The 15,415-nt window shown below is 65.6% G+C and carries 16 protein-coding genes; 8 read left to right on the forward strand and 8 right to left on the reverse strand.

Annotated features, from left to right (window positions below; genetic code table 11):
• The first annotated feature begins 28 nt into the window (after positions 1 to 28).
• Positions 29 to 220, forward strand: a complete 192-nt coding sequence (locus tag AB0B25_RS17750; protein WP_357180250.1) for a hypothetical protein — start codon at positions 29 to 31, stop codon at positions 218 to 220.
• A 4-nt stretch (positions 221 to 224) separates the two neighbouring features.
• Here AB0B25_RS17750 and AB0B25_RS17755 read toward each other — a convergent pair whose 3' ends face one another.
• From AB0B25_RS17755 to glp, 4 genes are all read right to left on the reverse strand, one after another.
• Positions 225 to 977, reverse strand: a complete 753-nt coding sequence (locus AB0B25_RS17755) for an AraC family transcriptional regulator ligand-binding domain-containing protein (protein WP_357180252.1) — start codon at positions 975 to 977, stop codon at positions 225 to 227.
• 256 nt (positions 978 to 1,233) lie between these two features.
• On the reverse strand, positions 1,234 to 1,668 hold the full coding sequence (locus tag AB0B25_RS17760; protein WP_357180255.1) for a molybdenum cofactor biosynthesis protein MoaE: 435 nt from the start codon (positions 1,666 to 1,668) through the stop codon (positions 1,234 to 1,236).
• Entirely contained in the window at positions 1,655 to 2,731 is a 1,077-nt protein-coding gene (moaCB, locus tag AB0B25_RS17765) for a bifunctional molybdenum cofactor biosynthesis protein MoaC/MoaB (protein WP_357180258.1), read from the reverse strand. Before moaCB ends, AB0B25_RS17760 begins: the two co-directional genes overlap by 14 nt.
• Entirely contained in the window at positions 2,728 to 3,975 is a 1,248-nt protein-coding gene (gene glp, locus AB0B25_RS17770) for a gephyrin-like molybdotransferase Glp (protein ID WP_357180297.1), read from the reverse strand. The genes moaCB and glp overlap by 4 nt, the downstream gene beginning before the upstream one ends.
• A 172-nt stretch (positions 3,976 to 4,147) precedes the next feature.
• Between glp and moaA the strand changes: the two genes are divergently transcribed.
• On the forward strand, positions 4,148 to 5,206 hold the full coding sequence (gene moaA, locus AB0B25_RS17775) for a GTP 3',8-cyclase MoaA (RefSeq protein ID WP_357180261.1): 1,059 nt from the start codon (positions 4,148 to 4,150) through the stop codon (positions 5,204 to 5,206).
• Positions 5,199 to 5,441 (forward strand): MoaD/ThiS family protein, encoded by a 243-nt coding sequence (locus AB0B25_RS17780; protein WP_357180264.1) that lies wholly within the window; start codon positions 5,199 to 5,201, stop codon positions 5,439 to 5,441. The genes moaA and AB0B25_RS17780 overlap by 8 nt, the downstream gene beginning before the upstream one ends.
• Before the next feature lie 42 nt (positions 5,442 to 5,483).
• Here AB0B25_RS17780 and nadE read toward each other — a convergent pair whose 3' ends face one another.
• Positions 5,484 to 6,311, reverse strand: coding sequence for an ammonia-dependent NAD(+) synthetase (nadE, locus tag AB0B25_RS17785; protein WP_357180268.1), 828 nt, complete (start codon positions 6,309 to 6,311; stop codon positions 5,484 to 5,486).
• Between the two features lie 22 nt (positions 6,312 to 6,333).
• The gene (locus AB0B25_RS17790; RefSeq protein WP_357180300.1) at positions 6,334 to 6,957 is read right to left on the reverse strand and encodes a helix-turn-helix domain-containing protein; all 624 of its coding nucleotides are present in this window, start codon (positions 6,955 to 6,957) and stop codon (positions 6,334 to 6,336) included.
• 122 nt (positions 6,958 to 7,079) lie between these two features.
• Here AB0B25_RS17790 and AB0B25_RS17795 point away from each other — a divergent pair, with 122 nt between their 5' ends.
• The 5 genes from AB0B25_RS17795 to AB0B25_RS17815 all read left to right on the forward strand — a co-directional run bounded on the left by AB0B25_RS17795 (position 7,080) and on the right by AB0B25_RS17815 (position 13,415).
• Positions 7,080 to 7,649 carry an NAD(P)H-dependent oxidoreductase gene (locus AB0B25_RS17795; RefSeq protein WP_357180271.1) on the forward strand — a complete coding sequence of 190 codons (570 nt, stop codon included), beginning with the start codon at positions 7,080 to 7,082 and terminating at the stop codon, positions 7,647 to 7,649.
• Positions 7,650 to 8,072: 423 nt separating this feature from the next.
• Positions 8,073 to 8,306: a glutaredoxin-like protein NrdH gene (nrdH, locus tag AB0B25_RS17800; protein ID WP_357180274.1), complete on the forward strand. Its 234-nt coding sequence runs from the start codon at positions 8,073 to 8,075 to the stop codon at positions 8,304 to 8,306.
• Between the two features lie 83 nt (positions 8,307 to 8,389).
• Positions 8,390 to 8,851, forward strand: coding sequence for a class Ib ribonucleoside-diphosphate reductase assembly flavoprotein NrdI (gene nrdI, locus AB0B25_RS17805; protein ID WP_357180277.1), 462 nt, complete (start codon positions 8,390 to 8,392; stop codon positions 8,849 to 8,851).
• Positions 8,852 to 8,889: 38 nt separating this feature from the next.
• A complete protein-coding gene (gene nrdE / locus AB0B25_RS17810; protein ID WP_357180303.1) occupies positions 8,890 to 12,222 on the forward strand; it encodes a class 1b ribonucleoside-diphosphate reductase subunit alpha in 3,333 nt (1,110 codons plus the stop codon).
• A 311-nt stretch (positions 12,223 to 12,533) separates the two neighbouring features.
• Entirely contained in the window at positions 12,534 to 13,415 is an 882-nt protein-coding gene (locus AB0B25_RS17815; protein WP_357180280.1) for a hypothetical protein, read from the forward strand.
• 57 nt (positions 13,416 to 13,472) lie between these two features.
• Here the strand turns inward: AB0B25_RS17815 and AB0B25_RS17820 are convergent, their stop codons facing one another.
• Together AB0B25_RS17820 and AB0B25_RS17825 are read right to left on the reverse strand one after the other, a co-directional pair.
• On the reverse strand, positions 13,473 to 14,465 hold the full coding sequence (locus AB0B25_RS17820) for an LLM class F420-dependent oxidoreductase (RefSeq protein ID WP_357180282.1): 993 nt from the start codon (positions 14,463 to 14,465) through the stop codon (positions 13,473 to 13,475).
• A gap of 177 nt (positions 14,466 to 14,642) precedes the next feature.
• Complete coding sequence (locus AB0B25_RS17825) at positions 14,643 to 15,152, reverse strand: hypothetical protein (protein ID WP_357180285.1); 510 nt, start codon at positions 15,150 to 15,152, stop codon at positions 14,643 to 14,645.
• Positions 15,153 to 15,415 lie beyond the last annotated feature (263 nt).

Below are 15,415 nucleotides of genomic sequence, written 5' to 3' on the forward strand. Positions count from 1 at the left end.
ATCGTCCTGCGAACCGAGGGGAGTTTCCGTGCCGGACATCTGGGAGACGGCCACCGCCTACGTGATCGAAGTGCTGGAAGCCAAGGGCACCGCGACACGCTATGACTTCGACGTTCCCGCTATCGTCGCCGAATCGCATGCCGTCGCCAACGGTTGGGACTTCCGCGCCTTCGAGGGTGGGACGTTCTGGAAGATCGCCGCGCGCTTCCTCGAACAGTGACCGCTCAGTCCATCCGATCGCCGCGAGATGCGTGCGTTGCCGCCGACCACCGCCGCGCTGCCCGCCGCATCGAGCCGGCGTCCGCGTAACCGAGAATCTCGGCCTGGCGTGCCCGGCTGAGCGTTCCGGCGGCGGCCGCCGCGGTCAGCCGGGCGCCGCGTGCGCGATCCAGTTCCCTGCGCCAGGTCGTTCCGGCCTCCCTCAGGCGTCGCTGCAACGTGCGCGGACTGGTGGCCAGTCTGCGCGCGACCCGGTCGAGCGAGGCGTCGCCGTCGGCCGGGGCCGCGGCCAGCGCCGCCGCGACGCGCTCCGGCCACGCGGTGGCCAATGGCGGCGGTGGTGGAAGGGCGTCGGCCAATGGTTGCAGAATCCGGGCGAGTACCGGGTCGCTGGTGGTCATCGGCTGGTCCATATCCGAGGCACGGAAGGTCATAGCGTCGACCGGTGCGTCGAACGCGAGTGCGGCGGTACCGAATACCGCGCGGAAGGTATCGGTCCTGGTGGGCGCTGGCTGGCGCAGCGCGACCCGCAGCGGATACAGCGGCGCGCGCAGCACGCGGCGTGCTCTGCTGAGCACGGCGCACAGACCCCACAACTGGGTGAGTTCGCGACCGCGGCCCTCGCCGTCGATCATGTCCAGCGAGAGCGTCACCTCCCTGTCGTTGCCCACCACCAGATCGAATCGGTGGTTGGTGGTGACCGCTGTAACGGCTCGCCACGTGCAGCGCGATGTCCGGGTCGCCGAGTTCGTACTCACCGACCTCCCACAACCGGGAGAAAGTATGGCTCGGCAGGTGCAGGTCGTGGCCCGCCATGGTCCATTCGGGCAGCCTGGTCTCCCGGAGCAAACAGTCGCGATCGAGACCGGCCGCGGTGAGTTGCGAGATGACGAATCGGTGCAGCAGAACCTGATCGGTTCCCATCGCGTCCTCCTGCCGCACGTGCGACGAATCCCGCGCAGACACGCTATACCCACCGTATTGATTCGTCGTGAGGTCTGTGTGACGGGAAGGTCACCCGCAGGCGTTCACCCATTCCGACAGGCCGTCGGCGAACAATTGGCGCTTCCAGATCGGCACCTCGCGTTTGATCCGATCCACCAATTCCGCGCACACGGCGAATGCCTCGGCGCGGTGGGCGGACGCGACCGCGACGACGATCGCGAGGTCGCCGATGGTCAGCGCGCCGACGCGGTGCACCGCGGCCACGGGCAGGCCGTAAGTGGTGGCCAGTTCCGCGCATACTGTGCGCATGAACCGCTCCGCTTGGGGGTGCGCGGAGTATTCCAGGGTCGAAACCGCCTGTCCGCCATCATGATCGCGGACTTTGCCGGTGAACACCACGACCGCGCCGTAGTGCGGTCCGGACACCGCGGCCTCGACTTCGGCGGGGTCGAGGGGCTGATCGCTGATCCGAGCGAGCCGGACGGTCGCCTCAGGCGTTGTCATGACTGCCGCCTCCGGCTACTTGCGCGAGGAGATGATCCAGCAGCGGTTCCAGCACCGCGATGCCGTCCTGCACGCCGCCGGGCGATCCGGGGAGGTTCACGATCACCGAGCGGCCGACCAGCCCGGCCACGCCACGGCTCAGTGCGGCGAGCGGAAACTTGGCAGTGCCGCGTTGCCGGATCGCCTCGGCCACGCCGGGCAATTCGCGGTCGAGCACCGCGAGGGTGGCCTCCGGGGTGGCGTCGGTGGGGGAGGGTCCGGTCCCGCCGGTCGTGACCATCAGCGCCGGCGCGAACCGGAGCGCGTCGGACAAGCCGACGTCGATATCGGCGTCCGCGTAGACCAGCGGGCCGCGTACCGAAAAGCCCAGCCCGGTAAGCCATTCCACGAGGATCGGGCCGGTGATGTCGACCCGGGTCCCCGCCGCGGCGCCGGTGGACGCGACGAGGACCGCGGCCGTGCGGACGTCCTCGCCGAGTCCGCGGCCAGGGTGATCGATGGCTTCGGCCGGCGTATCCGAGCCGGAAAGCTCTTCTGGGGAAGGCTTTTCGTCCTCGCGCCGCCGCGATCCGACCTCGTCGCTTTCTTCCGCGACAGGACGCTCCCAACGTCCGTGCTTGCCACCCTCCTTGGTGAGCAGCCGCACCGCGGTGATGGTTGCCGCCGGGTCGACCGCTTTGACCATGTCGTGCAGGGTGAGCCCGGCCACCGCGACCGCGGTCAGCGCCTCCATCTCCACACCGGTGGGTCCCGTGGTCTTCGCGGTCGCCTGGATCGTGATCGCGGTCTCGGCGAAACCGAACTCGACCTGGACCGACGACAGCGCCAACTGGTGGCACAGCGGAATCAGTTCCGAGGTCTTCTTCGCACCCGCGATGCCCGCGATGCGCGCGGTGGACAGCACGTCCGCCTTCGGCAGGTCGTCGGCCCGAATCAGCGCGACCACCTCGGCAGTGGTCCGCAGCTCACCTGCCGCAACGGCGATCCGGGTGGTTTCGGCCTTCGCGCTGACGTCGACCATGCGGGCGCGGCCTTCCCGGTCGACATGGGACAGCTCACTCATAGGGACCACACTCGCACAATGGCTCCCGCGGGTAGCGCGGAGACCTCGGCCGGTACATCGACCAGCGCGTCGGCCCATGCCATGCTCGCCACCAGATGCGAGCCGGGCCCAGACACCAGCTCGACCGCCGTGGGATGCCGAGTCGACGCGGTCGGTTCGCCGGATTGCGCGCGGATCAACTTGCCCCGCAGGAACTGGCGCTTGCCCGTGGGCGAGCGTGGCACGGCGGTGCGCAACGGAAGCTCATAGCTGTCGACCTCGGGCAGCCCGACGAGGCGGCGCAGGATGGGGCGCGCGAGCACCTCGAACGACACCATCGTGCTCACCGGGTTGCCGGGGAAGCTGAGCACCGGAACACCGTCGACCACGGTCGACCCCTGTGGTCCGCCCGGCTGCATCGCGACCGAGCCGAACTCCCCGCCGAGCGGTTCGAGAACCTCCTTGACCACCTCGAAGTCTCCTTTGGACACGCCGCCGGAGGTGAACACGACATCGGCGGCGCTGGTCGCGGCGGCCAGCAGCGCACGGAACCGGGCCGGATCGTCGGTGCTGTGCGCCACCGAGACGACCGTGACGCCGTTCGCGGCGAGCGCCGCGGCCAGCGCGATGCCGTTGGAGTTGTAGATCTGTCCGCGGCGCAGGACGCTGCCCGCGGCGACCAGTTCATCACCGGTGGTGATGACCGCGGCGCGCACCGCGGCGAACACCGGCACCTTCGCCAGGCCGACCGCGGCGAGCGCCGCGATGTGTCGGGGTGCCAGCGTGGTACACGCGGCGACGAGCAGCTCACCGCGCCGCACGTCGGTGCCGGGTTCCCGGACGAACTCGCCCACATGGCGGCCGCGTCCGATAGTGACCTTGTCGCCATGGGCGTCCGCGTCCTCCACCGGAACCACACAATCCGCGCCGGGCGGGAGCGGAGCGCCGGTCATCACCTTCACCGCGGCGCCGCGCGGCAGTGGCGTCCGGCCGGGAGCGCCGGCCGCGACCACGCCTGCCAGCGGCAGCGTCACGGGCGCGACCACGACCGACTCCGCGCGCACGGCGTATCCGTCCATCGCCGAGTTGCGAAATACCGGAAGGTCGATCGGCGACCGAGTGTCCTCGGCCAGTTGCCGACCCGACGCCTCCGGCACCGCGACGTACTCGACCACGCGCGCGGCCAAGGGACGCAACAGCTGTTCGATGCTGTCGCGGTAGTCATCGACGGACCGGGCCGAGACGTTGGCGGGCCGAGGGGGCATACGAGTCAGCCTATCGCCGATGTCAGCGGCGTTGCGCCCGCGCTGACCGGTGCGGATCCGCGGGCTCGGTATGCCGCGTGCCGCTGCCGAGTTCACGCTCACTCCGTCGCTCGGGTGGGCGTTTCGGTCCTCGGCACGCGGCCGATTCGCGGAAGGCGGTCATAATGGACGTGTGACTCTGGTCGAGATCGGGATTCCCGCCGTGCGTGCTAGGCGTCCCTCGCTCGACGGCCGTCCCGATACCCCCTACTTGCTGGATCGTTTCGGGCGCGTCGCCCGCGATTTGCGCGTCTCCATCACGGAGAAGTGCTCGCTGCGCTGTACCTACTGCATGCCCGAGGAAGGGCTGCCGGAGATTCCCCGCCACGAGCTGCTCACCCCGGACGAGATCGTGCGACTGGTCGCCCTCGCGGTGCGCGAACTCGGAGTGCGCGAGGTCCGCTTCACCGGGGGCGAGCCGCTGATGCGCCGTGATCTGGAGCAGATCATCGCGGGCTGTCACCAACGAGTGCCCGAGATCCCGCTGGCCATGACGACCAACGGGGTCGGGCTGGAGCACCGCGCGCACGCGCTCGCCGCCGCCGGGCTGCACCGGGTGAATGTGTCGCTGGACACCGTCGACCGGGCCGGGTTCGCTAAGCTGACCAGACGGGACCGGCTCGATTCCACCTTGGCCGGCATCCGCGCCGCACGCGCCGCCGGCCTTGCCCCGGTCAAGGTGAACGCGGTGTTGATGCGCGAAACCCTCTCCGGCGCACCGGATCTGCTGCGATGGTGCCTGGACGCGGGGTGTGAACTCCGTTTCATCGAGGAAATGCCGCTCGACGCCGACCACGAGTGGGCCCGCGCCAACATGGTCACCGCCGCCGAGCTGCTCGACGTGCTCGGCGCTCACTTCGACCTCACCGCGACCGATCGCGGCGACCCCTCGGCCCCGGCCGAGAAGTGGCTGGTCGACGGCGGTCCCGCAGCGGTCGGCATCATCGCGACGGTCACCCGTAAGTTCTGCGACACCTGCGACCGCACGCGCCTCACCGCGGACGGGATGCTGCGCTCCTGCCTGTTCAGCGACGAGGAGTTCGATCTGCGCCAGCCACTGCGCTCCGGCGCCGGCGACGACGAACTGGCGACCATCTGGCGCGGCGCGATGTGGAACAAATGGGCAGGCCACGGTATCGACGCCGAAGACTTCGTGCCACCGGAACGGACGATGGGAGCCATCGGTGGTTGAGGTCCGCTACTTCGCCGCGATCGCCGACGCCGTGGGCAAGGACCGCGAGAATCTCGAGTTCCCGGCGGGCGCCACGGTGGCCGATCTCCGCACCGCGCTGTCCGCCACGTATGGACCTGACCTGGACGAGATGCTGTCGGTCTGTGCCTACCTGATCGGTGATGAACTCACCCGCGACCCGGGTGTCGCGCTGAGCGCCCAGGTCGACGTGCTTCCGCCGTTCGCCGGCGGATAGCACGCACGGATCCAGGCGAGGAGGTCGCGGCCGGTGCCGCGGTCAGGGCCGCCACCAGTTGTCCAGCGGCGTGACCGGGACGGTGCGCTTGTGCCGGGTATTCAGGAAGATGGATTCGATCGTGGCGGCGACCTCCGGAGTGACGTCCTCGCCCTCGAGGTAGTCGTCGATCTCGCTGTAGCGCAGTCCGAGCGCCTCTTCGTCGGGCAGTGCGGGCCGGTCATCCTCGAGATCGGCGGTGGGAACCTTGGACCAGATGCTGGCGGGTGCGCCGAGTTCCTGCAGGAGCGCCGCACCTTGGCGCTTGGTGAGGCCCGTGAGCGGCGTCAGGTCGACACCGCCGTCACCGAACTTGGTGAAGAACCCGGTGACCGCCTCCGCCGCGTGGTCAGTGCCGACGACGAGCAGGTTCTCCTGGCCCGCGAGCGCGTACTGGATCACCATGCGCTCGCGGGCTTTGATGTTCCCGCGCACGAAGTCGCGCAGCTTGTCCACCTGCAGTGACGACGCCGCCTCGGCGGCCAGCGCGTCCGCTCCGGGGCGGACGTTCACTGCGACGGACCGATCCGGCTGAACGAATTCCAGCGCGATCCGAGCGTCGGCCTCGTCTGCCTGCACACCGTAGGGCAGGCGGACGGCGAGGAAGATCGCGTCCTTGCCGTCGGCGCGCAGTTCCTCGACTGCGAGCTGGCAGAGCCGTCCGGTGAGCGCGCTGTCCTGCCCGCCGCTGATACCGAGGACGAAGCCGCGCGCGGGGGCGGAGTCCAGATAATCCTTGAGGAAATCGATCCGCCGCCGCACCTCGGTCTTCGGTTCGATGCTCGGCTGGACGCCCAATTCGGTGATGATCTGTTCGCGCAGGTTCCGCATGGCGCTCGAGTCTACTGACGGTTCATCGGGTGACAACGCGCCGGACGATGGCCTCCCAGTTGTCGCCGATCTGCTCGCGGGTGTAGCCCTGGACCTGCATCTGGTGCATGACGAGCGCCGCGCTGAGCATCGCCAGCAGCGAGTCGGTGACCAGCGCGATCTCACCCGGTGCGGCGGCCTGGCGCAGCAGCATGGCGACATGGGCGCGCAGCAGTCCGTAGGGCGCGCCGGAGTAGCGGTCCCTGGCCCCGCCGATCTCGGCGGCGCGGTGCAGCTCGCCTTCCACCTCGATGTCGAGCAGCCGTACCCGTCCGAACGCGACCAGCCGCTCCACCGGCGGTGCCCCGGGGCCCAGCGGTGGCTGCCCGAACATGAACGCCTCTTGGTACTTCCGCTCGGAGTGGTCCAGCAGTGCGAGCATCAGGCCCGCTCGGCTGCCGAACCGGCGGAATATCGTGCCCTTGCCGACTCCGGCCCGTTTGGCGAGCGCGTCCATGGTGAGGCAGTCGACGCCCTGCTCGCGGACCAATTGCTGCGCCGCGTCCAGCAGAAGCCGCCGGTTACGCGCAGCGTCGGCGCGCTCGGTGGGTTCCGGCGCTCCGGGAAGGGGCGGGCCGATGTCGAGCAGTCGTCGGTCACCGGGCACCGGCGCGTCGGGTGTGGGGTAGCTCACAGCGCTCACGCAGACTCCGCGGGAAGTATTCGGACCATGGTCCGGTTGGGTGTGGTGAAGGTAAGGACACCACATTCAGTACACCAGGAGAAGTTATGAGCCAGACCCGCATCCTCGCACTTGTCGGTAGCCTCCGCGCCGCCTCGATCAACCGGCAACTCGCCGAGGCTGCCGTGCACACCGCGCCCGACGGTGTCGAGGTCGTCATCTACGAGGGTCTCGGTGACATTCCGTTCTACAACGAAGACATCGATGTCAGCGGTTCGGTGCCGGCCGCCGCCGAGGCGCTACGTGCGGCGGTCGACGCCGCCGACGGTGTACTCGTGGTGACTCCCGAATACAACGGCACGCTGTCGGCAGTGCTGAAGAACGCGATTGATTGGGCCTCTCGCCCGTATGGCGCCAGCGCCTTCGCCGACACGCCTGTCGCCGTGATCAGTGCGTCGGTCAGCCCGAATGCCGCGCAGTGGGCGCACGGCGACGCGGTGAAGGCGCTGGGTGTGGCGGGTGCGAAGGTGGTCGAGTCCGCGCACCTGCACTTCGGTGCGATCGGCGAGCGTTTCGGGTCGGCGCATCCCCGCGAGGATGCCGAGGCGCTGACCGAGCTGGCCGGGGCGCTGCGCGAACTGGTCGAGGCCGCGCGCGGCGAACTCGCGTCCGTGTAAGCTCCACGTCCGGTCTCGAAGAGGGTCACCATCGCCGCGGCGATGGTGACCCTCTTCGTTGCCTGAAAGTTTGCTGGATATCAGCTGCTGGCTAAATTGTGATCTGTGACACTGTCGTGTCGGGTTGCGAATCGAGCGTCCTGGTACTTCTCTCGATGGAATTCCATTCGTGTGACTCGCTACATGTCGTGTTGGATGAATCTGTCGGCCACTAGGTGTAGTGTCTTCCTCACTGGAAGACGGCGAGAGACCTCACTCGGTACGAGTCGGCCACACGTGGCTGATCAGGGGATTCGAGACCAGATCCAGGAGTTTGCGCAGCATACGTCGGATCGTGCATCGCCAGCGACTGCTTGCGGGTCGCTGAACGATCGGCATACGGATCACAAGCTGTGGATCAGGCACAAGGAGAGAGGGACATCAATGACCGTCACCGTGTACACCAAGCCCGCTTGCGTCCAGTGCAACGCCACCTACAAGGCCCTCGACAAGGCCGGGGTGGACTACGAGATCATCGACATCTCCGAGAACGACGACGCGCGCGACTACGTCATGGCTCTCGGATACCTACAGGCGCCGGTCGTCGTGGTCGGTGAGGAGCACTGGTCCGGCTTCCGGCCCGACCGCATCAAGTCGCTCGCCACCGTGGCTGCCTGACCCGCTGCGCCGCCGCTGGGTTCGTCCGATCGGCGAGTATCGGATCCCGTGGCCACGGCGCTCCGGAGAGGAGGACGTCGACCATGTCCGAACGGGCAGCGCTGGTCTACTTCTCCAGCGCGTCGAACAACACGCATCGTTTCGTCGAGAAGCTGGGGCTGCCGGCGACTCGCATACCACTGCACACCGCCGACTCACTGCGCGTAGACGAACCGTACGTGCTGATCGTCCCCACCTACGGGGGAGGTCGGCACGTACTGGGGGGCAATCGTTCCGACAAGGATTTCGTGCCGCGGCAGGTCGCCAAGTTTCTCAACGATCCGCACAACCGCGCGCTACTGCGCGGGGTCATCGCGGCGGGCAATACGAACTTCGGCGATACCTATTGCTATGCGGGCGAGGTGATCTCGCGCAAGTGCGGGGTGCCGTACCTGTATCGCTTCGAACTCATGGGAACCGCTGAGGACGTCGAGCGCGTCCGCGAGGGATTGGGATTGTTTTGGCAACAGCAACGACAGCACCGGCCGGAAAAACAGCTCGCTTAGAGCAGTCCCCGGTCCGCGGCGCCGAAGCGGGCGAGGTACTGGACTACCACGCCCTCAACGCGATGCTGAACCTGTACGGCCCGGACGGCACGATCCAGTTCGACAAGGACCGTGAGGCCGCCCACCAGTACTTTTTGCAGCACGTCAACCAGAACACTGTCTTCTTCCACAATCTGGACGAGAAGCTGGATTATCTGATCGACGAGAACTACTACGAGGCAGAAGTTCTCGAGCAGTACAGCCGCGGGTTCATCAAGAAGCTGTTCAAGCAGGCCTACGGCAAGAAATTCCGGTTCCCGACCTTTCTCGGCGCGTTCAAATACTACACCTCGTACACGTTGAAGACCTTCGACGGCAAACGCTACCTGGAGCGCTTCGAGGACCGGGTGTGCATGGTCGCGCTCACCCTCGCCGCGGGCGACGAGGTGCTGGCGAGCAAGTTGGTCGACGAAATCATCGACGGCCGCTTCCAGCCCGCCACTCCGACCTTCCTGAACTCGGGGAAGAAGCAGCGCGGTGAGCCAGTGTCCTGCTTCCCGGCGGGGACCCCGGTGGACACGATGGCCGGTCCGCGGGCGATCGAGACTTTGCGACCTGGTGACCGGGTACTCTCCCATGACGGTTCCTATTCCGCAGTGGAAGCTGTCGTGGAGAACCCGAATGACCAGGCTCTGGTGTCGATTTCACATTTCGGACACAAGGAGCCCATCCGGTGCACACCTGAGCATCCAATTCTGGTGTGGACAACGCGCGATGTCGATACTTTGATCGACGGAGATGGCGCGGATCCGTTCAACGGATTCGTATGGCTGGCTGCCCGAGATGTCCAGCCTTCGGACTTCATTGTTACCGCAGCGCCGCTCGAGGAACGCGACCGGCGCGTGTACGACCTGATGGAGCACGTCGGCGAAGGTGTCTACGAAGATGTCGACGGCCTGATCCGCAAGGTGAACATCGATGCGAAACACCGGAACAAGCAGCGTTATCGAATGGCGTTCGTTCCGGTCAATCGCTATGTGGAGGAATCGTACGATCTCGGCCTGATCCTGGGCTGGTATGTCGCAGAGGGGCACGTTTCCAAGCGGTCGACCAACGGCGGGGCGCTCCCGAGCGGTATCCATTTCACGCTCGGTGCGCACGAAACTGCTTTCCAGGAAGAGCTGTCCGGCGCCTTCAAGCGAGTGTTCGCGGCTGACCTCTCTGTTCATGCGAACCACTCGGATCACTCTGTGCGCATGGTGTGCAACAGCAAGATAGTGGCGTCGTTGATTCTTTCCATGGCTGGAACCGGATACAGCACGAAGCAGCTGACTCATGATGTTCTCACGGCCGACGAGGACTTCCAGCGTGGTCTACTCGCCGGACTGTTCCGTGGGGATGGCTGCTCCACCACCGGCGGGATGATGCTCGATCTGGTGAATCCGGAGCTGGTGGATCAGGTGCAGCTGATCCTTCGGCGTCTGGGAATCGTTTCCACAGTTCGCCGGTATGTCAACCAGGCGGGAAACATCACCGGCCAGCTGTTCGTTCCAGGGTTGCCGGGTACGAACGAAGAATTCATTTTCGATGTCGGCAAGAATCTGCACAACTACATGGGCCGGAAGGGGACATTGCGCACGACGTACCAGGTGGTTCATGGGCGTCATGTGTTCGGTATCCGTGAAGTCGTGCGCACCGAGGAGACTCCGGAGAACGTCTACAACCTGCACGTCGAGGGGACACATACCTATACGATTCGCGGCACGGTGGTACACAATTGCTTCCTCTTGCGCATCGAGGACAACATGGAGTCCATCGGGCGCTCGATCAACTCCGCACTGCAGCTGTCCAAGCGCGGTGGTGGTGTCGCGTTGCTGCTGAGCAACATTCGTGAGCACGGTGCGCCGATCAAGAAGATCGAGAACCAGAGTTCGGGCGTCATCCCGATCATGAAGCTGCTGGAGGACTCGTTCTCCTACGCCAATCAGCTCGGCGCGCGTCAGGGCGCGGGCGCGGTGTACCTGCACGCGCACCACCCGGACATCTACCGGTTCCTGGACACCAAGCGGGAGAACGCGGACGAGAAGATCCGGATCAAGACCCTCTCGCTCGGTGTGGTGATTCCGGACATCACCTTCGAGCTGGCGAAGAAGAACGAGGATATGTACTTGTTCTCGCCTTACGACGTGGAGCGCATCTACGGCAAGCCGTTCGCCGACATCGACGTCACCGAGAAGTACTACGAGATGGTCGACGACAAGCGCATCCGTAAGTCGAAGATCAAGGCGCGCGAGTTCTTCCAGACCATCGCCGAGCTACAGTTCGAATCCGGCTACCCGTACATCATGTTCGAGGACACGGTGAACCGGGCCAACCCGATCGCGGGCAAGATCACCCACTCGAATCTGTGCTCGGAAATCCTGCAGGTGTCCACCCCCTCGGAGTTCAACGCCGACCTGTCCTACGCCACGGTGGGCAAGGACATCTCCTGCAACCTCGGCTCGCTGAACATCGCCAAAACGATGGACTCACCGGATTTCGCGCAGACCATCGAGGTGGCCATCCGCGCGCTGACCGCGGTGTCGGACCAGACCCACATCTACTCGGTACCGTCGATCGAGCAGGGCAACAACTCCTCGCACGCCATCGGGCTCGGACAGATGAATCTGCACGGCTACCTGGCGCGTGAGCGGGTGCATTATGGCTCCGACGAGGGCGTCGACTTCACCAACATCTACTTCTACGCCGTTGTCTACCACGCGATTCGGGCGTCGAACCTGATCGCGAAGGAGCGCGGCGTCTCCTTCGGCGGGTTTCCCGAATCGAAGTACGCCACCGGTGAGTACTTCGACAAGTACACCGAGCAGGCGTGGGAGCCGAAGACCGAGCGGGTTCGTCAGCTCTTCGCCGACGCGGGTGTGCGTATCCCGACTCAGGACGACTGGCGTGAGCTGAAGGCATCGGTCATCGAACACGGGATCTACAACCAGAACCTACAGGCGGTGCCGCCGACCGGCTCGATCTCCTACATCAACCACTCCACCAGCTCCATCCACCCGGTGGCGTCGAAGATCGAGATCCGCAAGGAAGGCAAGATCGGCCGCGTCTACTATCCGGCGCCCTACATGGACAACGACAACCTCGAGTACTACGAGGATGCCTACGAGATCGGCTACGAGAAGATCATCGACACCTACGCCGCGGCGACCCAGCACGTGGACCAGGGCTTGTCGCTGACGCTGTTCTTCAAGGACACGGCCACCACCCGCGACCTCAACCGCGCCCAGATCTACGCCTGGCGCAAGGGCATCAAGACCCTCTACTACATTCGCCTGCGCCAAATGGCCTTGGAGGGAACCGAAGTCGAGGGCTGCGTGTCCTGCATGTTGTAGTCCCGCGTCGAATGGGTTGATGTTCAGCGAGGCGCCGACATGGGCCGGTCTCCGATTATCGGCGATACGGCAATGGTTTTCGTGTCGACTCAGCGGTGGCAGCTTGCGATGGATCAGGTATCCGGCTGCCACCCTCGCGGATATCGGTGGTGAGTCGTTGCGTTCATCGTTGGCGCCTTTCTGTTTCCACTCGTGAGCGAATATCGCGGACACGCAGGCGCTGTCCAATCTTCCTGTCGCGCCATCCGGTCATCCCATTTTTGGGAAGATTTAAAATCAGAGCACGCTGTCAGTGATGATGGAGCTTGGTCATGGATTTTGTGGATGCCGTTCTGACTGTCGGGCTACCCACGGCAGGAGCATTTCTGATACCCGGGCCGGTCGGCGGACTCGTCGGTGGCGCGATCGGTGGCGCGATCGGTGGCATCCTCGACGCGAAACGGCATCACGGAAGTTCCTCGGACGTGGTGGCGAGTGCACTCCTCGGTGGCGCATTAGGCGGGCTCGGCGGTCGATTCGGCGGAAAACTAGGGGCGAAGCTGCTGGACAAGGTGCACATGGAAAGAGCAGCAGGCTGGCTTCCCGCCAACACCTTCACCTCGGTGTGGAACTCGGTGTCACCGCGGCTCCCGCAGACGGTGCTTGCCGGAGCCGGCGGCTGGCTCACGGGATCCGTCGTGCCGCGGATGGCGGAACCCGCCGCTGCAGGCCTGCCGAGCGTGCGCAAGCCCGGTGGACTGGCTCCCGAGGTGGACCGGATGTACGACCAACTGCCGGCGTTCTTCGACCGGACATCGTCCGTCCTTGTGGGTACCGGCGCCGGCCAGGCGGCGAAATCGGCTGTGCCATCAGCGCTTCCGGTGTCATCGTTGCAATCGCCGGAGGGGCGCAGCGGAATACCGAACTACGACGCGAAACGATCGTCGCTCGACGACGACGGGGCTGTCGCAGCGGCGAAGGACCGACAGGTCGCCACACTCGTCAATGCGACCGCCGAGAATTCCGCAACTGGCCACAGTGCGCTGGTCGGGACGATCAACAACCTGAACCGCCAATCCTCCCTGCCACCGAAAGGAATGGACGCCAACACGTACTACCTCGGCGCGATCGACACTGCCGTCCGTGATACCCAGCAGATCCTGAACGGTACTCGAGCGGCCAATATGCGTAACGCGAACAGTATCCCCGCGTAGCCGGAACCCGAGCGGCGACAATGACGAGTCGCGGATCGGGCATTCACCGAAGCGGAGCTAGCGCAGAGCCGGGATCACTTCGCGTTCGAACAGTTCGATGCCGGAGGTGTCGTAGGCTGCTTCGGGGAAGTTGAGGATGGCGTAGCCGAGGCCGAGGTCGCGAACCCGGGTGAGATTTTCGATGATCTGCTCAGGAGTGCCGACGGCGGCGCTGCCGCGGTGCAGATCGTCGACGTAGGTCGTGGCTCGGTCGGCGCCGAGGTGCGGCGTCAGGCGCGCGGTCAGCGTCGCGAGCCGCTGGGCGACCTCTCCTTCGGTCGAGCCGATTGCGACGTTGAAGTTCGCGCTGCGCACGATCGCGTCGAAGTCGGCGCCGACCTCGGCGCAGTGCGCGCGGAGCACCTCGGACTTGTGCTCGAAATCCTCGGGTTTACCGCTGAAGTTGGTGTACTGCGCGTATTTCGCCGCGATGCGCAGGGTCTTCTGCTCACCGCCGCCGGCGATCCAGAGCGGAATCCCGCCCTCCTGCACTGGCAGCGGACGCACGATGGCGCCGTCGACCTGGTAGTGCTTGCCGTCGAGCGTGGCCACGCCGGTGGTCCACGCCTGCCGGAAGATCTGTACGCCCTCGTCGAGGCGACCCAATCGGTCGCCCGGCGGGGGGAAGCCATAGCCGTAGGCGCGCCATTCTTGCTCGTACCAGCCACCGCCGATGCCCATCTCGACCCGGCCGCCCGAGATCAGGTCGACCGTGGCCGCGACCTTCGCCAGGTAGGCGGGGTTGCGGTAGCTGACCGCGGTACACATCTGTCCTAACCGAATCCGCGACGTGGATGCGGCGAACGCCGACATCAGCGTCCACGCCTCGTGCGTCGCCTCTTCGGTCGGGATGGGGACGGTGTGAAAATGGTCGTACACCCACAGGGACTCCCACGTTGTGTCTGCGTCGGCGCGTTGGGCCAGGTCACGCATCACTTGCCACTGTGCGAGAGGGTCGATGCCGACCAGATCCAGCCGCCAACCCTGCGGAATGAAGATGCCGAAGCGCACAGATATCTCCTTGGTGTGTCCCTGACCAGCTACAACAAACCTACTGGTCTTGTGGTGGGTGGCGCATGTGGTAACGGTGTGCGGCCGCGTGGGCGGAGGTGTGCGGGCGGGTTCGCTTCGGACCCCGAGAGGCAATATTCCGGCAAACGGGACTTTCCGCGATTGCCACCGGGATCCCTACTTCGGCGCGGTGGACGTGGTCGGCGTGGCGACGCTCGACGTGCCAGGGCCGACAGCGGCGTTGATAGTGATTTCCGGTTCCGCCGTACCAGGTGCCGGCGGAGTCTGGATCCTGTCCACCACCGATGCGAGCGTGTCGTAGACGGCGCGCGCCAACGGCTCATCTCGGGCGGTGCTGCCGCCGTGCGCGTTGTAGTCCAGTATCTGCAGGTAGTCGACCATCTGCGGGCCGGTCAGTTCGATGGTCGCCATCCCGTTCGGATCCTCGGTGATGTTCTTCGGCTTCTCGACCTTTCGCCCGTCGGCCGCGGTGCTGCGATCGCTGCTGGTTCGCGTCCACAGATCCTTGGTCATGTGGAGTTTGAACGTCGTAACACTGGCTGCTTTACGTTCCCGGTCGGCTTGTTCCTCCGGCGAATTCGTGCCGCACGCGACGATCGATGCCAGAGTTCCAGCGATGACCGCGATGGTGAGCAGTCGGCCGATATGTACATGACGACCGATCATCCCCGAAACCCCCTTGCTCGCGGAGCTTTACGCAGTCCGATCAAGGGTACTGACCCACCTGCGCGGATCAGATCGAAATAGTGTGGTGTAGCGAAGTTTCGAGATATTTTCGCCGAATCGACTGCGTCTCCGTTCGGTCGTGCGGGCTGCGACTACGCACAGTGGATTGGCCGCGCCGAACTCGTTGAACTCGGCGCGGCCGAGGCCGCGTTCGCTGTGATGCACGACCGGAAGCGATCCCTCCTCGAGGTGTGCGGGACCAC

The organism is Nocardia sp. NPDC049190, from assembly GCF_040648115.1.
In the GTDB taxonomy this organism is placed as follows: domain Bacteria; phylum Actinomycetota; class Actinomycetes; order Mycobacteriales; family Mycobacteriaceae; genus Nocardia.